Origin of the sequence: Desulfosporosinus sp. SYSU MS00001, from assembly GCF_049943955.1 — a bacterium.
GTDB lineage: Bacteria > Bacillota > Desulfitobacteriia > Desulfitobacteriales > Desulfitobacteriaceae > Desulfosporosinus.
On record NZ_JBNFTW010000001.1, the window covers coordinates 120765 to 141514 of the forward strand.

Genomic DNA, 20750 nt, shown 5'->3' on the forward strand with positions numbered 1-20750 from the left:
TAAAGGTAATCTTTAAACCCAATCCAGCATGAATTCTTTTAAAAAACGAAAGAGGAGGCCACTATTTGTGAAAAAAATAATGAAACATAAGCTATTGAATGGTTGTATGGTTGCTGCCGTTGCTTTGACGACAACCCTAACTCCTTTTGTAGCTAACGCAAGTACATCAAGTACATCTGGGGTTTCAAGTTCAGTGTCCAGAATCGGCGGCTTAGATCAGTATGATACCGCAGCCTTAATGGCTGAAAAGGGCTGGACTGGAACGTGTAATAGTGTGGTGCTTGCATCCGGCATGAATTATGCACTCGTTGACGCCCTTGCAGCCGGTCCATTGGCAACAAATCTAAAAGCTCCTATTCTTTTGACCAATAACGGAGAAACTTTAAATTCACGGGCAAAGGACGAGTTAATCCGCTTAAAACCTCAAAAAGTTTACATAACAAGCGGTACGGCAGTCATTAAACAATCGGTTCTTGATGAAATCAAAGCAATGGGCATTACTCCCGTTCAGCTTGGCGGGTATGACCAATATGAAACTTCAGTAAATATCGCAAAAGAAATGGCAAAACAGGGCGCTGATATTTCTCGTGTTGTTGTAGCTGCAGGATGGTTAAGTCCGGCAGATGCTCTTTCCGTTGCACCAATTGCGGCTGCTCAGGGCATGCCTATTTTAACGACAACTCAGAATAACCTTCCATCTGTGGTTAGTTCATATCTTGACAGCGTAAAAAGTCAGATCACAAATTCCTATGTCGTTGGTGGAAGTGTCGTTGTCTCAGATTCTGTTAAAAACGTATTACCTGGCAAATCAACACGCTTCTCCGGGCAGACGAAATATGATACGAACGTTCAGATCTTGAAGGGTCTCGCTAAAGACTATACGAATAAAAAAGTCTATTTTGCCAATGGGGAAACCTTAGTCGATGCCTTAGCCGGAGTACCTTTGGCAGCTGAAACCCAATCCCCGGTTGTTTTGGTTAATCAGCAAATTGATAGTTCCACAAAGGATTTTGTTAAATTATTTATGTCGACCGCTGACATGGTTGCTTTAGGAGGAGAAGCAGTTGTTCCTTCAAGTGGTTTGAGTTCGTTGTCGTCGATGGTCTCGTATGGGACTGATAATGCCAAAGAAGGCTCAACCGATACGGCAAAGCCTGCAGAACTGACGGATAATGTTCTGATAACAGGAAATAATGTGACGTTGCAGAATGCCAAAGCAGATTACAGTGTTTATGTAAAAGGCAACAATATTACACTCAAAAACCTTACAGTAAAAGGGACTGTCTTTGTTGATCCGGGAGATAAGGGGACAGCGACCTTAGACAGTGTAACCGCTGCCAACATCGTTATACTTTCCGGAGCATCTGACAGTATCCATCTTACCAATACCAGTGCAGATACCCTCTCAGTCGATAGTGACAGCAGCGACGTACATGTCGAAGCCACAGGAACCTCCAAATTTGGTAATACAATCGTTCGTACGTATGCGATTATTGATGCCAATGGCAATTCCATGGGTAACGTTACAATCACAAGTTCACCCGGTGAGACTCCGGTTGTCGAGCTGCGCGGGACCTTTAATCAACCGGTTGTTGTTGAGGGCCAGGTATCGCTGAAAGCAGCAGCAGGCGCCGTTGTTTCATCTGTAATTGTTAATACACCGAGTCCAAATCAAAAAGTAACCTTTAATGGGAAATTCAAAGCAATAGACGTACAATCCCCAGCTAAAGTGGATTTAGCTGCCAATACAGTCATTGAAAGCATGAAGACCTCAGCTAAAGCTGACATTACTATTCCCAGCAGTTCAAGTATCGGCAGCTTAGAGTCTGGCTCAACGGGTACTCTAGTTAGCGGCGGAGGTAATGTTAACGGTAAACCAACCACATCCACGCCCAGCGCACCGCCATCCTCGACGGGCGGGACAAGCGGCGGTAGTTCAGGTGGAGGCGGCGGTGGCGGCAATAGCGGACCCACCGATTCAACGAAGATTGTTAGTTTTGACATTTTAAATGGTACTAGTGAATTAACAAGTTCTACAGTAAATGGAACCAGTGGTAATGCAAATCTCGTCGGATTCACGAACAATGACCAAAGAATAACTTCTATTAAAATTACAGCCAATCCGGCCGACAGCACTCTGGCGCTTACAAGTTTGACCTCTCCTTCGATCGGGACGCTAAGCTTCACCAATAAAACCTTCTCATTAAGTAATCCAATAACCATGGCAGACCTGCTTGGAAACGCCATCAGCGGCGGAGATGTAAGTCTGGGGACACTTAGAGCATTATTTGGAGATACAGTTACATTTAATGGTACTTTATCCAAGTCCGGATATGCCGCAAGCAGCGTATCCCTAACACTTAAGTTGGGAAGTTCCACAACTACAGTTCTGAATAATGATTGGGCTACCATGGATGTTAACAGCTCAACTCACGTTATTACAGCCAATATAAAAGCTGGTAAAGAAAGCACGAAACTTAGCACTATGGGTATTAATAATCTTCTCATGACATCAGTAGGCACCCTTCCAACATCAGTAAGTACGGACGGAAGCCAATGGTTTAGCCCTATCACTCAAAGCCAGCAAATCAAAGATGCCATCGCAGCTTTGGCAGGCAGCACTTCATGGGATTCTGCAACGTTATCTCAGCTTGTTAATAAATCAATTTTCTTCAAAGATCAGAGCAGTGTTACCTGGACATTAACTTGTCGTTAAGAAGTATATGGTTAAACAATGTTATTTGGGTTAAGTTAAAAAATTAAAGTTAAAAACCACTAGGAGGCTGTAAAAAACTGTTTTTAGTTTTTTACAGCCTCCACATCTGAGAAAGTTATAATTACAAAAGGGACTTTTATATACTTATTACAGCTAAGATAGAGACATAAACATATTGTTCTAATGGATTGTAAAATAAATAGGCCTTTAAGTTAAAATGAATCAAATTTTAGCTTAATAAATAAAAAAAGCGAGAATAATTAATTTTTTAGTAAAAGAATGTTTAAGAATAGTTAGAAGGAAAATTCTTTCTCACCTCGAATAAATAATCTTCAACGGCCATAATACGGGGTCATATGGGAGGGCGACAATGGAAGAAGAAATTGATTTACGGCAGTACCTGGAAGTGCTAAGAAAACGATGGTTAATCATAGCAGCGATACCTCTCATTGCAGCCATTACGAGCGGAGCTATCAGCTTTTTTATTCTTAAACCCTCATATGAAGCGTCTACAACCCTGATTGTCGGAAAAAAGGCGACTGAGGAAGGACAAGCTGCCGCCCAAATGCTGGACAACAATGTTCTGCTGGCCAATCAGCAATTGGCCAAAACTTATGCCACCATTGCTCAAAGCAGAACTGTGGAGGAAAACGTCATTAAGGATTTAGACCTGCCTTTGACTGCCGAGGACCTCGATAAGCTCATCTCTGTTGATCAGGTGAAGACAACCGAGATATTAGAAATCAAAGTCAGCAATACAGACCCTAAACTGGCAGCATCTATCGCCAATACTATGGCCCAAGAGTTTTCCAAAGCAGTGATTGAGATCAAAAAGGTAGACAGTGTCAGTATTGTTGATAAAGCCGAGTTCCCGAACGCCCCCGTCAAACCGAACAAGATTCTCAATATCTTAATTGCTTTTGTTGTGGGCTTAATGGTTGCAGTAGGGATTGCCTTTCTATTGGAGTATTTGGATAACACTGTGAAAACTTCTAACGACGTGGAAAAACTGTTGGGGGTTCCCGTTTTAGGAGTTATACCAAACTATAAGATCGGAAAACAGGCATAAGAGAGGAAAATTTCAGTGGAGTATTCATTAATTACTTTGGAGCAATCGAAATCACCGATCTCAGAAGCCTTTAGAACTCTACGCACCAATGTTCAGTTTACGAGCGTAGATTCTCAGACGAAAAAGATTATGGTGACGAGTGCAGGTCCGCGGGAAGGAAAATCTTCAACGGTTGCCAACCTAGCCGTAAGCATCGCTCAGACAGGAAAGACAGTTTTGGTCATGGATGCTGATTTGCGCAATCCTACTCAGCACAAGCTTTTTCGGCTGCCGAATTTTGAAGGTTTATCCGTTGCTTTGGTTCAAGATCAAGACTACTGGAGTTATATCCGGGAAACAAGTGTGTCCGGCTTAATGGTCATGACCGGCGGACCTATCCCGCCGAATCCTGCTGAGCTTGTCGGCTCAAATCGCATGAAGCGGTTAATTGAAGAGCTCAGTGAGCATTTTGACATTCTTCTGATTGATACCCCTCCCGTTGTGGCAGTAACAGATGCTTGTATTTTGGCCCAGGAAGTTGATGGGGCTATTTTAGTTGTGGCCTCCGGTGAAGTCAACAAGGATTATGCCCAACGGGCGAAGGAACAATTAGATAAAGTAGGAGCTAAGATATTAGGTGTAGTTCTTAATAAAGCAGATCTGAAGACGAGTGAATATTACTATTATTACTATTACCATGGGTCGGATAATTCCAAAGGTTCCAAGAAAAGGCGTAAACGGCAAAAAGCATGACAATGACAAATCAAATGACAACACAAACAGTAATGCGGACAGTAACAGAAATAACAAACGAAGGCCGATTCTTTCCATGCTTTGAAAGGGTCGGTTTTGATTTATCAGGTTTTATAACAGTATTATGCAACCTAAGAGTATCTGATCAATATTAAACTATAGTTTTTAGGAGAGTTCAGATGATTGATATTCACAGCCATATACTTCCCAGCGTGGACGACGGATCAAAAAGTATGGAAGAGTCATTAGGAATTCTGCGTCAACTGCAGGGAGAAGGGTTCAATACTATCCTGGCAACTCCCCATGTTATGGAAGGGACTGACTATCTGCAGCCGCAAGAAATACTCACGGCAACCGAGAGTGTGCGTCAAAGGGCGATCGAGGCAGGAATAACCGTAGAGGTCTTTCCTGGAGCAGAGAACTATATTTTCCCGGAGATGGCTAAATGGGCGCGGGATGGGAAATTAATGACCCTGGGTAACACAGGTACTTACATCCTTGTTGAGCTGCCAATGATGGAAATCCCTCGCTATACGGATCAGGTCTTCTTCGAATTGCAAGTTGAGGGGTTAACGCCGGTATTGGCCCACCCGGAGAGATATCAGGGATTGTTCCGTGAGCCCCAACGTATAACAGAATGGGCAAAGCGAGGAATCCTCTTTCAGATTGACTTCAGGAGCTTAAGCGGAAGATATGGACCTCAGCCGAAGCGGCTTGCGGAAAGGATGATTAGCAGTGGTTTGATTCACTTTGTCGGTTCTGATGCCCATCGTATTTCTCGCAGCGAATCGACAAATAAAGAGGCACTTCAGACTCTCCGGCAAATGTTAGGTGAAGAAAGGTTTGAAGAAGTCACCATTAAGAATCCCCGAAGTATCCTTGAAGGGAAGGTTATACAGTGCAGTTCGGATTATATGCTGAATGATGTAGATATAAAGAAGAAAAAGCGAAGTCTTTGGTCGATCATAGGAAAAATAATGTCGAAATAATAAATTTAATAATTAATAATGAGTTATAACACAAGAAATTACTTAAAAAAATTAGGTAATTTCTTTTATTTTATGGATTTAAATAAAACCATGTACATAAAATGTAATTTCTTAAAAGATTAACAGTTATTTTTTTTAAAGGAAAATAAAGGGATATAGAGAATAAATAAAAAGTGCAACGAAGCATTAAACCATAGGACCGTAGATTCGTATATTTAGGTCTACGGTCTTAGTTATGAGCATACGTTTAGATCGTTGGCAAGCTATCAGTTGGAGATGAGGAGGCTTTATGTGATTAATCATGATCTCGGGTAGAGCAAGAAAATGTCTCCGGTAACAGTTCATGGGTAATCAAGATTAACGTTGAATTTTCACTTAATGGTTCGCTTGTGTTTGCGTTTAAAATAAGGATGCCTTGATATGATTGAGCTGGCAAAAAATTTTACGTTAAATAGATAATTAGAAATAGTAAGAGATGAGACTTGAAGCCCTCATTGAGATGTTTAAACGATTGAGTTGGGCGTATTTCGAAACGTATTAAGTTTAATTTAGAGAGTCAAGAAATTAAGGGGGGCTCTATAAAGGAACCCTAATTTTTTATTGTTATTATTACATCGCTCATGTGACATTAGATCATAAATTCCTTAAAAGCAGGCCGATAGTACAAATAAGGTCCGGTGAAGATATTCTTTACTAGGATGAAGGAGTGATTTTTAAACATGAATATGCGAGCTTCGGAAGTTTTTAGAGAGGAAGCCCACATACAATTTGATCAAAGGAAATTCCCGATATGGAAACGATCTGTTGATTTAGTAGGTGCTTTAATCGGACTTGTTATACTTTTTCCCATTTTTTCTATTATATTATTTTTAATTTTAATTACTGATGGTCGGCCAATATTCTTTTCACAAGAAAGATTAGGAATCGGTGGTGAAACCTTTAGGATATTTAAATTTCGATCAATGCGAAAAGATGCAGAAGAAATTTTACGAATAGACCCAGTTATTTATGACCTATATGTTTCAAATGATTATAAGTTACCAGAGGGAGAAGATCCGCGAATTACGAAGATTGGACTTTTTTTAAGAAAAACAAGCTTAGATGAGATTCCACAATTTTGGAATGTGTTAATAGGTGATATGTCTTTGGTTGGACCTCGGCCAATTGTTTGGGATGAGTTGAATGAATATGGTAGTAAAAAACATCTTTTTCTAAGCATGAAACCAGGAATAACAGGGGTGTGGCAGGTTTCAGGTCGTAGTGGTTTAAAATATCCAGAGAGAGCAGATGTGGAATTGAGTTATTTAGAGAAACAAGGGATGGCGTTTGATATAGCTGTGTTGTTTAGAACCGTTTTTTGTGTAGTTAAACGTAAAGGTGCATTCTGATTATTTAGCTTAGGGCGGGTGAAAGTATTTTTATGAGGTTGAAAATATAATTGTTAATTCACATATTGTACTTAATTACTTTTTGTTCTTTTTAGTATATGTTCTTTTAAGGTTTCTTAGGGCGAATGTATATTGGGGACTATGGGTCTCGCGTTTCATGTATTTATTGAGGGAGCTTGGACAAATGGTCAATACCACTTTTTCGCGTTTGCGCTTTGTATAACGTTCGATTTGTATGCTCCAAGGTCTATCAATAGCCCCTTTGTGTTTTATGTTTTGAAACTGTCGTTCTTGTTTTTACCTTAGGTATACATATCCTCGTTTGCCTTCCTTTACAACTATGTGGAAATCGGAGTGTAGTCCAAGGTATGTCTAATGTATTTAAGAATATTCTTGGGTTGCGTTACACCTTCGGTTCAGAGTTGAAAATTGAAATTTATTATAGCATAAAGGTCAAAAACCAAGATGCAGTTGAAAAGAATCAGCAAGTCAATATGGCATATAATCCAGACGAAGGTTGGCCTGAAATAAAAGGGAGAAATGATCTAATGAATATCATTTTATTATCCGGTGGCAGTGGAAAACGTCTTTGGCCGCTGTCAAATGATGTTAGAAGCAAACAATTTATTAAGCTATTTAAGGATGATGATGGTGAGTATGAATCCATGGTTCAGCGTGTATATCGTCAGATTACATCAGTAGATAGAGATGCCAAGATAACAATTGCAACCAGTAAGTCACAAGCGAGTGCAATCAAGAACCAGTTGGGAGATATAGCGTCAATTTGTGTCGAACCTTGCAGAAGAGACACTTTTCCAGCAATCCTACTTGCAGCGACTTATCTCCATGATGAACTTGGGGTTGCAGAGGATGAAAGTGTTGTTGTCTGCCCGGTTGATCCATATGTAGACAACACCTATTATGAAGCGGTTCAGCAACTTGAAAAGTTGGTAGAACAGAAGAACACTAATCTCACTCTCATGGGAATTGAACCGACTTACCCGAGTGAAAAGTATGGGTACATCATTCCAGAAACTTCCGATACTGTCAGCATGGTGAAGGAGTTTAAGGAAAAGCCTGATACGGAAACCGCTAAAATCTATCTTACTCAAAATGCACTTTGGAATGCAGGAGTGTTTGCTTTCCGTTTGGGCTACTTGCTTGAAAAGGCGCATAGCATAGTCGAATTTAGAGATTATCGCGCTCTATATGCAAAGTACGAGACTCTGACCAAAATTAGTTTTGATTATTCTGTCGTTGAGAACGAGCCAAGCATTCAGGTAATGCGTTATAACGGAGATTGGAAGGATGTCGGCACATGGAATATGATGTCCGAGGTCATGGCTGATGACATAATGGGTAAGGCTGTTATGGATAATACTTGTGAAAATACGCATGTCGTAAATGAACTGAATATCCCGATTATTTGCATGGGATGCAAGGATATGGTGATTGCGGCCAGTGGAGACGGCATCCTTATTTCTGATAAAGAGCGTAGCGGTTATATGAAGCCTTTTGTGGATAAAGTATGTAGCGATGCGATGTTTGCCGAAAAGTCTTGGGGAACGTACACCGTCATGGATGTTCAGCCTGGTTCTATGACAGTAAAGGTTTCTATGCAGGCTGGTCAGCAGATGAGTTATCACAGCCACGATTATCGTGAAGAAGTATGGACAGTGGTTGCAGGCAGCGGCAAGGCTATTGTGGACGATATGGAGCAGGTACTTCGTGTGGGTGATGTCCTAACAATTGCAGCGGGATGCAAGCACACGGTCAGAGCTGAAACAAATCTGGACATTATTGAAGTCCAATTAGGTGAAAGTATAAGTGCGGATGATAAGAGAAAGTATCCCTCTGAGAATAAGTAGTTCGGAGGTTCGGAAATGGAAATAATGAAGCTCTTGCCAACGGGCAAGGATTATCTTTGGGGAGGTACAAGGCTTCGTGAGGAATATGGGAAGAAAATCAACTTAGACCCACTAGCTGAAACATGGGAATGCTCTGTTCATCCTGAAGGTTTGAGTGTTGTGGCTAATGGGAGATATGTAGGAAAAACACTTGCTGAAGTTCTACACAAACATCCTGAGTTTCTTGGGAGTAAAGTGGATAATAGCAAGAAACTGCCGATTCTCGTAAAGTTCATTGATGCAAAAAAGGACCTATCAGTGCAGGTTCACCCAGATGATGAGTATGCTAGAGAGCATGAATATCAAAACGGAAAGACAGAGATGTGGTATGTCGTTGATGCGGATGACGATGCAAGTCTTATCTACGGGTTTGCCCATACTGTCACAGCTGAACTGCTAAGAGATGCTGTTGCAGAAGGAACATTGGATAAGCGTCTTCAGAAAATTAAGGTGCATAAAGGAGACCTTTACTATGTACCGGCTGGTACGGTTCATGGAATTGGAGCTGGAACATTGGTTGCAGAGATTCAGGAGAGCTCCAATGTAACATACCGTGTGTATGACTACGGACGTGTTGATAAAAATGGCAACAAGCGAGAACTTCATTTTGATAAGGCGGTTGAAGTTATGAACATGGGTGTGGCCCCAGATGTGGGTCAAAAACCGAAGTTAGTCCACTATTATCCTGGGTGTTCTAGGGAGATTCTCTGTAGATGCAAGTATTTTGAAACGGAGCGTATTCAGGTTAAGCAAGGATTTTCATTTTCTGTAATGGAGACTTCATTCCAGGTGTTACTCTGTTTATCGGGTGACGGGGGAGTTGAAGTCGAACATAGAAGACCTACTCGCTTTTCAAAGGGAGACTGCCTATTTATTCCTGCAGGTATTGGTAGATGCCATGTGATTGGGGAAGCAGAACTTTTGAAGATACGCTGCTAAAGATTCTGCGGCTGTAACTAGGGTTTTTCGATAGGTCCAAAATTATTGTTTTAAAGGAGATTTAACGATTATGAAAAGGGCACTTATTACTGGTATCACCGGTCAGGACGGTTCCTACTTGGCAGAGTTCCTTCTGGAGAAGGGCTATGAGGTTCATGGAATTATCCGCCGTGCTTCCGTTTCTACAACTGAGAGAATTGACCATTTGACCGCTCTGAACGTAATCAAGCTTCATGACGGCGATTTATCTGATTCTTCCAGCATCATCCGCATTGTGAATGAAGTGAAGCCGGATGAAATCTATAATTTGGCGGCGCAGAGCCATGTTGGAGTCAGCTTTGACGCTGCTGAGTATACTGGCGATGTGGATGCACTGGGTGTCTTACGTATTCTGGAGGCTGTTCACATCCCGGGTCTGGATAAAACTTGTAGAATCTATCAGGCATCTACTTCAGAGCTATATGGCAAAGTTGAGGAGTGCCCTCAGAATGAGAATACCCCATTTCATCCATACAGTCCTTATGCTGTTGCGAAACAGTATGGTTTCTGGATGGTGAAGCAATATCGTGAAGCCTATGGCATGTTTGCCTGCAATGGTATCCTGTTCAATCATGAGTCCGAGCGCCGCGGAGCTAATTTTGTTACCCGTAAGATTACTCTTGCAGCAGGGCGTATCGCATGTGGTCTTCAAGATCATCTTGAACTAGGTAACTTGGATTCATTACGTGATTGGGGTTATGCAAAAGACTATGTAGAGTGTATGTGGCTGATTCTACAGCAGGATGTTCCAGATGATTTCATTATTGCTACTGGTGTTCAGCATACTGTTCGTGAATTCACTACCCTTGCATTTGCCAATGATGGAATTGAGATTGAGTGGAAGGGCCAAGGCATTGAAGAAAAGGGTTACGACAAGGCTACAGGAAAGATGGTTGTTTGCGTGAATTCTCAGTGGTTCCGTCCAACAGATGTTGTTAACCTGTGGGGTAACCCGGACAAAGCAAAGACGGTGCTTGGATGGAATCCGCAGAAGACCAGTTACGAGGAGTTGTGCGCGATCATGGCCGAACATGATCTGCGGCTTGCAAAGAAGGAAGCTGGATTGATTTAATAAATCAGGTTACCGGCGAGGAGTTTGTAGAGCATGGTTTCAGCTGTTCTTAAACGCTTCATGTCTATGACTGTATTTATTTCTTACGGATAGGGTGGCGAAGATGAAAAAAGTTTTGATATTTGGGATAGGGGGGTTCGTTGGCCGTTATCTGGCACGGGAATTTCTGGATAATGGTTATTCTGTTTGCGGGAGCGGTATAGACAAAAAAGAAGGATTACAGGAAGAAGTTCAGTACTTTGAAGCAGATTTAATGGATTCCGATGAAGTAGCAAGACTTGTTGCGAAAGTTTCGCCCGACATCATCATTAACCTTGCAGCTATTAGCAGTGTAAGTGCTTCTTGGGGGACTCCACAAACGACTATTTCTGTGAATGTTATTGGTGGATTGAATATGCTGGAGGCTATCAGAAAGTGCAATCTAAAGGCGAAGGTCATGTTTATCGGTTCCAGTGAGGAGTATGAGATATCAGATAAGCCAATAAGCGAAAAGACTTCTTTAAATGCCAACAATCCATACGGCATTTCCAAAATGGCACAGGAGAAGTTCGCTGAGGTCTACCGTGAACGATATGGTATAAAGATTTACTGCGTCAGACCATTCAATCATACAGGTACCGGTCAGAGAGACTCTTTCGTATTACCAAGTTTTTGTAAGCAGGTAGCCGAGATTGAAAAGTCTGGAAAACCAGGTGTGATTAAGGTTGGGAATCTAGCTGCTAAACGAGACTTTAGTAATGTGAAAGATGTTGTCAGAGCTTATCGAATGATTGTAGAAAGTGATGACTGCACAAAGGTGTTTAATGTAGGCTCTGGAAAAGCATATAGCCTGAGGGAAATATTAGATTACATTGTTTCCCTGAGTTCGCAACAGATTACTGTTGAGGTTGACCCGGAACGGTTCAGACCGGTAGATACATCGACGATTTGTTGTGATTATAGTTATATAAAGGCAGAACTTGGTTGGGAACCGGAATATAGTATTTTTGAAACTTTAAAAGAACTGTATTATTCCTATCTCATAGAACTGTAAAGAGATACTAAGTTATGAATTACATTATTTTGGGTGGATCTGGATTTATAGGAACACATTTTCATTAAACTGCTTAAAACAGAGGTAATTACTCCAAATGACAAGGTAAATGTTTCAGACATTGCAATGCCGAGTGAGCAAGGCGTAGTACCTGGAGTAGCCGGAACAAATTGAATGTGTTTAGTTTAATCCGTTTGCATGTACGCAGCCCAACGAGTTTGATTTTCGGCCCACTGATAAGGATATATCGTTTTCAATTTGGCTACAGTTTCCCTTGGATATCCTAATTATGGGAATTTCGAGTCAATATCCGCGGAGTGTAACAGTTTTTGCTGAAAAGTGCGGCAACAAAATGATACTTTTTACATGTTCCATTGCGCCCTGGCTCGACTGAAGAACTAAAGGAAGAAACCACCCTTCCAACCCCTAAAACTCCCTACGGCATTAGCAAGCTGGTGGGAGAGAAAATTTATCAGGGGTGGCAGGGAAAAGTTGCAAATCGTAAATTGACTATTTAACGCTCAGGTGTTGTGTACGGTAAGGGCGAAAACGGCAACTTTACTCACCTGTATTTTGGCCAGCGTAAGCATCACTATTTCTTCAATCCGGGTCGAAAGGATATAATCAAGGCCTTTTTATTTGTGTTGAAGAGCATAAACGCTTTATGAAATACCGGATGATCAATAACAACTTTCCAGGTTCCGATATTTATGACTGTAACTTTGAGCCGTCTTATACCATAGAGCAGATTTGCAACGAGATTCAGAGAGCCACCGATTTGAAGCGGTATGTCCATTAGTCCCTGCTTGATGCTGATTGACTGCAGCGTGGTCCCATTGAGTGAATAAACTTGGACTTAATTCAGCGTGAGTGAAGAAGCTAATGATCTCAACCAATATCAGTGGGAATAAACTGTTAGCCAGTGGCTACAAGTTCTTTGAGGAAACTTTGAAAGACTGGTTTGATGACTGTGGTAAAAAAGGGCTTGAGTAACAATTAACTTCGGATTGTGAAAGGAACTCGCTAATTATGAAGATATTACAAATTCCTAATTATATGTATCCTAATATTGGAGGTGTTGAGCAGGTTGGACGTGATATCGTTAACGTACTTCAGGGCGAGTCCGATATAGAACAAAAAATTATTTGCTTCAACGAACATGCCTCTGATGGTGATTACATTTGCAAGAGAAAAGAAACAGTTCACGATCAAGTAGATGGAGTTGATGTTATCCGCTGCGGATGTATTGCAAAGATACAGTCTCAATCACTTTCTCTTACATATGCTCAGGAATTGTCGAAGTTAATAAATGATTTTCAACCGGAGGTTGTGATTTTTCATTATCCAAATCCATTTGTGGCATCTTTATTATCAAAATACATGAAGAGAAATCTTAGATTAATTCTTTACTGGCATTTGGATATTACACAGCAAAAACTTCTAGGGAAACTGTTTCATGGACAAACAATTCGATTGCTAGAGTGGGCGGACGTGGTTGTAGCCACTAGCCCGAACTATATAGAAGGAAGCCCATATCTTAATCGGTATAAAAATAAGTGTATCGTAGTACCTAATTGTATCGGAACAAGAAGAATGCAGATCACCGAAGAAATTAGTATAAAAGCTGATCAATTGAGAAAAAAGTATGAAGGAAAAATGCTATGTTTTGGGCTCGGTAGGCACATTCCATATAAAGGATTTACTTACTTGATCAAAGCAAGTAAGTTGTTAGATGATAATTTTCGAATTTGTATTGGAGGGAAAGGTCCATTAACTGAGCGGCTGCAGACTGAAGCACAAGGAGATGCAAAAATTGCGTTTTTAGGGCGTATTAGTAATGAAGAAATGGTTGCATATTATCTTGCCTGTGATATTTTCTGTTTCCCGTCAATCACAAAAAATGAGGCATTTGGAATTGCGCTTGCCGAAGGTATGTACTTTGGAAAGCCCGCAGTAACTTTTAAAATAGTGGGAAGCGGAGTGAATTATGTAAACATTAATGGGGTCACGGGAATTGAGTGCCCTAACGGAAACGTGGAAGCCTATGCAGGAGCCCTTCGAAAGTTGGCATCTGATACAGAACTGAGAAAAAAACTTGGGAAAAATGCGCGACAGAGAGTTAACGAACAATTTATGAGAGAACAATTTTCTAAGAAAATTAAAAGCCTAATTAATTCATTAAGGTAAGGAAACGGAGTATATGAAGTACACTTATGTTATAAATGGAAAATTCATGGCAGATCGCATGATGGGAATTGTAAGATATGCGAGTGAATTAGTACGGACATTGGACAAGTATTTAACTAATGATGAATACGTTACATTATTACTTCCGCCCAATGCTAAAGATGTACCGAACTATATGAACATTCATATCGAAAAATATGGAATCCATTCTGGAATGCTTTGGGAACAAGTTGATTTAGCCCGTTACATGAACAGGCATAAGGAAGCTATTTGTCTCAATCTGTGTAATGTAGCGCCATTCTTCTCACGGCCAGGGATAACGACGATTCATGACATAATGTATAAGGCTAATCCTTTACACTATACGACTCTACGAAACAAACTATCTAGATATTGGCATATATTTCAGTACTGGTTTACTACTCATCGTGAGATTGTGGTCTTGACAGTTAGTGATTATAGTAAAGGTGAAATTATTCGCTATTACCCTGCAGCTAAAGAAAAAGTTAAAGTAATACCAAATGCATGGCAACATGTATTGAATTATAATGACAGCCTGGATTGGCAGCAACGCTATCCTTTTTTATCTCCTGGGAGTTATTTCTTCTCACTTGCAACTCTAGCTAAGAACAAGAATGGTCGTTGGATCCTTGAAGCTGCACACAAAAATCCGGATCTTACATTTGTGATAGCTGGTAAGCATTACGAAACAGACAATGTCATAGAGATTCCGCAAAACGTCCATATATTGGGGTTTATTTCGGATGAGGACGCATGTTCTTTAATTAAAAATTGTCGTGCGTTCTTGTTTCCTTCTATCTATGAAGGGTTTGGCTTGCCGCCGCTGGAAGCGTTGGCTTTAGGGGCCAACGTAATCTCTTCCAATGCAACTTCATTACCGGAGGTGCTGGGAAACAGTGTTCATTATATTTCACCGGACAATGCAAATGTGAATTTAGACCAGATCCTGGAAGAGCCTGTTGAGGATAAGCAGAATACTCTATGTCGTTTCAGTTGGGATATGTCTGCCAGCATGTTACTAGAAGTTATGCAGAAATATGCAATACATTCGAATTAAGGGAGGAAATAGTATTAATGCATGCAGATGTAGTGATCAATGGTCGTGTGTTGATGTATCCGATCAATGGCATACCGAGATATGCTTACGAGATTATTAACCGACTCGATGAACATGCCGATACCTCATTATCAATTGACCTTGTTATTCCTGAAAATGCTAAGAAAGAATTTCACTTTAAGCACATTCGCGTTGTTCAATTACCACAGGGATTTGCATGGGATTATTTTAAAGCGGAGATGTATGCCAGGAAGTGTCAAGCTATCTATGTCAATTTAGCTGGAAAGGGTGTCCTTTATCGTAAAAGTCTTATAGTTGTACATGATATTCGAATTTTGAGGTTGGGTGATGGTAAACGTTCTTGGCGAACAATTTTGACGAAGATGAAATTTTGGATTTCGTATCAATTGGCGGTTTCCTATGCAGGAAAATTGATTGCTGACTCAGAGTTTACACGTCATGAAATGTCAATTTACTCAGGAATTGAGTGCTCAAAAATAGATGTGATTGGTGCAGGCTGGGAGCATATTTACCGCATGGAAAAAGATAATTCAATTTTTGAGGAATTTCCACTGATCCAGAAAAAAGAATATTATCTGGCCGTAAGCAGTATAGCACCACACAAGAACTTTAAATGGATCGTCGAAAATGCTAGGCATAATCCATCCTGTCAGTATGTGATTATGGGAAAGACAGATATTTCCTTGTGGCAAGATAAAACAGAAGATTTTACCGGAAATATTATCTATGTAGGGTATCAGGAAGACGAACGAATGAAAGCGCTGTTGCTTGAATCTAAGGGCCTGATTTTTCCCTCACTGTACGAAGGATTTGGTATACCGCCATTGGAAGCTCTGGCATGCGGCATTCCTGTAATCGTATCCGACATACCGGTGTTGCGGGAAATATACGGAGATTCTGTGCACTACATGAATACGAAAAATTCCGACATTAATCTTGATATAATAATATCCGAAGTAGTAGAAAATCCACGGATGGTATTGCGGAAATATACATGGAATCATGCAGCACAGCAATGGTTGACAATAATTCAGAAATCAACCTGGAGGTAATAAGTCATGAAGCCTACTATACTAATGGTTTCAGAAAGAGTACCGTTTCCGGCCGATAACGGTGGAAAATTACGTACAGCAAATACGCTGAAACACTTATCCAAGTACTATACAATTGACTTCGTCATGTATTCAATTGACACAGTATCGGAAAAGCAATTGGAGCAGGTTCAGAGATATTGCCGGAAAATAATGGTCTTTCCTGAAGGTATTCCTAGTAAGAGAAAGCATCTTCGGCATTTTATCACAGGAAAAAGTGGTATTGCATGTTGTATATATTCCAAGAGTATGCAAGCGGCCATCGATCAGCTCCTTGCAGAAAACCAATATCATTTTCTTTGGGTGGAACGTCTGTTTTGTCTTCCTTATTTTAATAGACGATTAAAGAAGAATGGAAATAACCCACCGGTTATTCTGAATATGCATGATGTCGACCACGAAGCAGTCCAATTTTTCTCTCAAGTTGACCTAAGTTATTTAAAACGAATGTATTATCGAGAGGAATACAAGCGCGTTCTTCGTTTAGAAGAGTATGCAATTCGCTCAGTTCATCGCATCATTGCGGTATCCGAGCGTGATCGGAAGCTATATCAAGAGAAGTTTCCATTTTGTACAGATAAGTGGTTTAGTGCCAATAATGGAGTTGATTTGAGTGTTGCAAGAAATGCTCAACATAAGGAGAGAGCGAAATCGAAAGTACTTTTTGTAGGTGGCCTGGACAATCCGTGCAATCGTCACGGAATTTTATGGTTTGTCAAGGAGGTATGGGAAAAAATTCTTGTAGCTTGTCCTGATGCTCAGTTAGATATTGCGGGTTCGGGGAAATCAACAACTAAATTGAAGGAAGAACTATGCAGTTCACCCCATGTGAATTTTCTTGGTTACGTGGATGACGTAAACGAACTGTATCAGAAAGCAACCTGCATCATTGTTCCGTTACTCAGTGGAAGCGGTACAAGATTGAAAATTGTGGAAGCTTTCTCATTTAAACTGCCTGTTGTATCTACATCTATTGGTGCTGAAGGACTTCCTGTTGAGAATGGTAGAGAATTAATTATTGCTGATAATGCGGATTCTTTTGCCAAGGGAGTGATTAAAGCAATTCAAGATAATGGATGCTGTAACCTGATGACAGAGGAAGCTTATAACATTGCAGTAAAATATTATGATTGGGATGTTATTATGGATAATTTAATAAAGAAAGTAGAAGCCTCATTATGATAAATGAGATCAAAAAGGAAAAGCTGAATATAACTGTCTCATTAATTAATTTCCATTTTGCACATAATTATGGAGCAGTATTGCAGTGCCTCGCATTGCAAACATTGCTACAAAAAAGAGGATATGATCTGCATGTAATCGATTATCGCCCTTACTATCAGCAACAATACTATACTAGATATGCCAATCCATTTCGTTGTATGTATTGGAGATATAAACTACTATGGGGGGAGAAAAAATCAAAGAGAATTTTCCAATCTGTGAGATGGGGAGCTTGTGTTATATGTGGCTATCGTCAAGCTGGACGTCGAGGCCAGTTGGAAGAAGCCTTTGATCCGTTCGTACGACGGAATCTGTGTTTAACCAAAAGGTACAACAGTCTCAAAGAATTACAAAAACATCCACCGAAATCTGATGTGTATATTTGTGGTAGTGATCAGGTGTGGAATCCCCTAGTGACATCTGGTGTTGATCCTGCATATTACCTCGATTTTGGTAGTGACAATCACTATCGAATAGCTTATGCAGTCAGTCCCTGTCAGGCACTGGATACCAAGTATCATAGATTGCTTCTTTCTCGTTTATTGGGTCGTTTTGATGCAATTTCGCTTCGTGAAGCTGAAAAAAAGGCCGAATTGGAGGAGCATAGCAATAAATCAATTTCAATTTGCCTTGACCCAACACTTTTACTGCATGCGGATGATTATTATTCCTTTGAGGAGAAAATAGAGGACTGCGACCAGTATGTTTTGGTGTATGCGTTTAAAGAGACAACGGGGGGGAACAGAATTATTGGCATTGTACACGAGATGCAACAGCGGATGAAGCTTCGCGTAATCGACATTTCATTCGAGAAAATTGCTTGGGATATCCCTGTTACGAAACGTTTTGGTATTACACCGGGGCAATTTTTAACCTATTTCAGAAACGCAGCTTTTGTCGTTACAAATTCCTTCCACGGAACAGCATTTTCCATTATTTATCGTAGGCCTTTTCTTAGTATTCCGAAAGATGGTACTGCTCAGCGCATGACAGAATTACTCAACAAGCTTGAACTTGGCAATTGTTTGGCCGCTAATAATATTTTACCAATAGGAACACCGATGCCAGATTATGATCATATAGCTAAAAGGCTTGAAATTCTGTGCGCTGAAAGTCAGCAATTCTTGTCGCAGGCTCTTGGCGATGTAGAAAAGGGAGATCACCGTGAGAATTAATAGCATTAGCTTAATTTGTAAATTATTTACACTTTTTCTAGGATTGTATTGCAGTACCATTTTAAGCCTACAAAAGATGATACCCACGTCCATATATATTATATTTCTTCTTGGAATGCCTGTTGCTATGGCTTTTTTAGGGTTGATTTTTGGGATTTGTATTAAACGTAAAGTAATCGTAGATATAGTAGTGTTGTCAGCGATTGGTATGATTATTGTCATGCTGTTCTGGAACAACTATACAATCAAGGATGTAGGTATTGTTGGTATGTATGGATTACTGTTGCCAGTCTTTTTTTTCATTGTTTGCTGGAGAAATTCAGACTGGCACATAGAATTGCTAACAATAATGATGGTATTTGGTATTTTCTATGCATTCTGGACAATTATTTGTCTCGCCTATCCGACGATTTATTACCAGCATATTGCGTCGCTAATGCAGAGCCTTTATCCTCAAATTAGTTATGATATAAATCCAGAAGCTGGGTTAACAGCACACTATAGCACAAACGGTATGTATCTCGCTAATGGCGTAATTGCGACATTGTGTAAATGGCTACTTAGCGATAAAAATGCTACGAAAAGTAGAAAACTTTATATAATTGCAATTAGTTTTCAAGCGGCTGCATTATTAATTTCAGGTAAGCGTGGACCATTGCTCTGTGTTATCATTGCTCTTTATGTTGCATACTTTTTGTATCATATAAATAAACCAAAGGGGCGTTTCTTTAAATTGGTACTAATTTCCCTCTTAGCAATGATAATCCTTTACTTGGCTATACTAATTGTCCCAGCGTTAGCAAATCCCTTTATGAGAATGTTTCAGATGATGAACACAGATGACGTTTCCACTGGTCGCTTTGATCTTTGGGCAGCAGGATGGCGTGATTTCCTCCAGAGCCCACTTATTGGCCGTGGCTGGCGATGGTTTTACTACAATGATACTCAAGTATTTGCTAATTTTGATATTCATAATGTCTATTTGCAGTTCCTGGTAGAAACGGGAATCTTGGGAAGCATTACCTTTTATGTATTTATCTTTGTTAACTACTATAGAACAGTGAAACTGACAAAGGCTTGGCGAAGGGAAATTTTCCAAGACGGTAATAGCATAAACTATGGTATTTTATTGTTTTGTATAATTTACCAAACATACTATTTAATTTTTATTTTTGAGGGAACTGCTTTTTTCAATCCAGAAGCGATGTTTCCCTATATAGCATCTTGCGCAATGACACAATATATTTATAGAAATTCCAAAATACGGAAAGTTGACTATGATGCTCTAAAGGCTAAAGATGGGAGAAAAAAGATATGGGCATAGCTGAAATGATAATTTTTCTTTTTCTAATTTTACATATTCTGAATTTATTGTTCCTGAGTCTCTATTGCAGGCTAGCAAGAATATTGGATCAAAGACATAGGGCAAAGGAAGAAATGAATCAAAATCAAATAAACAACCAGCAACCTAAAAAGTTGCCTCTGATAAAACGAATTTATAGTTGGTTGGAGCCATATTTTTATGGTTGGATGCGGTACTCGATTATTGTAATCGGGCACATTCCTAGCCATAGAATACGCAATTTTCTTTATCGTTTTGTTTTTTGCATGCAAATCACAACTAGAACAGTTATCTATGGCGGATGCGAAATTCGATCACCGTGGAATATTAAGGCAGGTAACTGTGTTATTTCAACTTATTGCATTCTTGATGGGCGAAATGGTATCGAATTTGGTGATAATGTTGTGTTGGGCAGTGGTGTACATATCTGGACAGAAGAGCATGGATTAAACGATCCGTTGTTTGGTGTGCAGAATGAGAATCGAGCACCTGTCGTTATGAAGTCTCACGCATGGGTTTGTTCCGATTCCACACTATTACCAGGTGTAATTGTGGGTGAGGGAGCTGTAGTGGCATCACGAGCCTGTTTAACAAAGGATGCCGAGCCATTCGGGGTATATGCAGGCATTCCGGCTCGTAAGATCAAAGAGAGGAACCGTGATCTTCCATATGTTCTTACTGGAAAACCGACCTGGCATTTTTATTGAGCAGATGCTTTTCAGTTAGCTTCGCGACAGTAAGGAGAAAA

Annotated in this window: 17 protein-coding genes; 16 read left to right on the forward strand and 1 reads right to left on the reverse strand. The window is 40.2% G+C overall.

Going from position 1 to position 20750, the window contains the following annotated elements:
* The first annotated feature begins 67 nt into the window (after positions 1-67).
* From ACPUYX_RS00560 to ACPUYX_RS00600, 9 genes are all read left to right on the forward strand, one after another.
* Positions 68-2716 (forward strand): cell wall-binding repeat-containing protein, encoded by a 2649-nt coding sequence (locus tag ACPUYX_RS00560; protein ID WP_426377807.1) that lies wholly within the window; start codon positions 68-70, stop codon positions 2714-2716.
* A gap of 370 nt (positions 2717-3086) precedes the next feature.
* Positions 3087-3785, forward strand: a complete 699-nt coding sequence (locus ACPUYX_RS00565) for a YveK family protein (protein ID WP_426377808.1) — start codon at positions 3087-3089, stop codon at positions 3783-3785.
* A 15-nt stretch (positions 3786-3800) separates the two neighbouring features.
* Positions 3801-4517 carry a CpsD/CapB family tyrosine-protein kinase gene (locus ACPUYX_RS00570; RefSeq protein WP_426377809.1) on the forward strand — a complete coding sequence of 239 codons (717 nt, stop codon included), beginning with the start codon at positions 3801-3803 and terminating at the stop codon, positions 4515-4517.
* 179 nt (positions 4518-4696) lie between these two features.
* Entirely contained in the window at positions 4697-5506 is an 810-nt protein-coding gene (locus tag ACPUYX_RS00575) for a tyrosine-protein phosphatase (protein ID WP_426377810.1), read from the forward strand.
* Between the two features lie 719 nt (positions 5507-6225).
* The gene (locus ACPUYX_RS00580; RefSeq protein WP_426377811.1) at positions 6226-6894 is read left to right on the forward strand and encodes a sugar transferase; all 669 of its coding nucleotides are present in this window, start codon (positions 6226-6228) and stop codon (positions 6892-6894) included.
* Between the two features lie 548 nt (positions 6895-7442).
* On the forward strand, positions 7443-8762 hold the full coding sequence (locus tag ACPUYX_RS00585) for a sugar phosphate nucleotidyltransferase (protein WP_426378291.1): 1320 nt from the start codon (positions 7443-7445) through the stop codon (positions 8760-8762).
* Between the two features lie 15 nt (positions 8763-8777).
* Complete coding sequence (locus tag ACPUYX_RS00590; protein ID WP_426377812.1) at positions 8778-9740, forward strand: type I phosphomannose isomerase catalytic subunit; 963 nt, start codon at positions 8778-8780, stop codon at positions 9738-9740.
* A 70-nt stretch (positions 9741-9810) separates the two neighbouring features.
* Positions 9811-10851 (forward strand): GDP-mannose 4,6-dehydratase, encoded by a 1041-nt coding sequence (gmd, locus tag ACPUYX_RS00595; RefSeq protein WP_426377813.1) that lies wholly within the window; start codon positions 9811-9813, stop codon positions 10849-10851.
* Positions 10852-10954: 103 nt separating this feature from the next.
* Positions 10955-11884 carry a GDP-mannose 4,6-dehydratase gene (locus ACPUYX_RS00600; RefSeq protein WP_426377814.1) on the forward strand — a complete coding sequence of 310 codons (930 nt, stop codon included), beginning with the start codon at positions 10955-10957 and terminating at the stop codon, positions 11882-11884.
* A 592-nt stretch (positions 11885-12476) separates the two neighbouring features.
* Here the strand turns inward: ACPUYX_RS00600 and ACPUYX_RS00605 are convergent.
* Positions 12477-12680 (reverse strand): hypothetical protein, encoded by a 204-nt coding sequence (locus ACPUYX_RS00605; RefSeq protein WP_426377815.1) that lies wholly within the window; start codon positions 12678-12680, stop codon positions 12477-12479.
* A gap of 233 nt (positions 12681-12913) precedes the next feature.
* On the opposite strand from ACPUYX_RS00605, the gene ACPUYX_RS00610 reads away from it, so the two are divergent.
* From ACPUYX_RS00610 to ACPUYX_RS00640, 7 genes are all read left to right on the forward strand, one after another.
* On the forward strand, positions 12914-14071 hold the full coding sequence (locus ACPUYX_RS00610) for a glycosyltransferase (RefSeq protein WP_426377816.1): 1158 nt from the start codon (positions 12914-12916) through the stop codon (positions 14069-14071).
* A 13-nt stretch (positions 14072-14084) separates the two neighbouring features.
* On the forward strand, positions 14085-15149 hold the full coding sequence (locus tag ACPUYX_RS00615; protein ID WP_426377817.1) for a glycosyltransferase family 4 protein: 1065 nt from the start codon (positions 14085-14087) through the stop codon (positions 15147-15149).
* A gap of 17 nt (positions 15150-15166) precedes the next feature.
* Positions 15167-16222: a glycosyltransferase family 4 protein gene (locus ACPUYX_RS00620; RefSeq protein WP_426377818.1), complete on the forward strand. Its 1056-nt coding sequence runs from the start codon at positions 15167-15169 to the stop codon at positions 16220-16222.
* A 6-nt stretch (positions 16223-16228) separates the two neighbouring features.
* Positions 16229-17443, forward strand: a complete 1215-nt coding sequence (locus tag ACPUYX_RS00625) for a glycosyltransferase family 4 protein (RefSeq protein WP_426377819.1) — start codon at positions 16229-16231, stop codon at positions 17441-17443.
* Positions 17440-18660 carry a polysaccharide pyruvyl transferase family protein gene (locus ACPUYX_RS00630; protein WP_426377820.1) on the forward strand — a complete coding sequence of 407 codons (1221 nt, stop codon included), beginning with the start codon at positions 17440-17442 and terminating at the stop codon, positions 18658-18660. The genes ACPUYX_RS00625 and ACPUYX_RS00630 overlap by 4 nt, the downstream gene beginning before the upstream one ends.
* Positions 18661-18787: 127 nt before the next feature.
* Entirely contained in the window at positions 18788-19984 is a 1197-nt protein-coding gene (locus ACPUYX_RS00635; RefSeq protein WP_426377821.1) for an O-antigen ligase family protein, read from the forward strand.
* Positions 19975-20709 carry an acyltransferase gene (locus ACPUYX_RS00640; RefSeq protein ID WP_426377822.1) on the forward strand — a complete coding sequence of 245 codons (735 nt, stop codon included), beginning with the start codon at positions 19975-19977 and terminating at the stop codon, positions 20707-20709. Before ACPUYX_RS00635 ends, ACPUYX_RS00640 begins: the two co-directional genes overlap by 10 nt.
* The last annotated feature ends 41 nt before the right edge of the window (positions 20710-20750 follow it).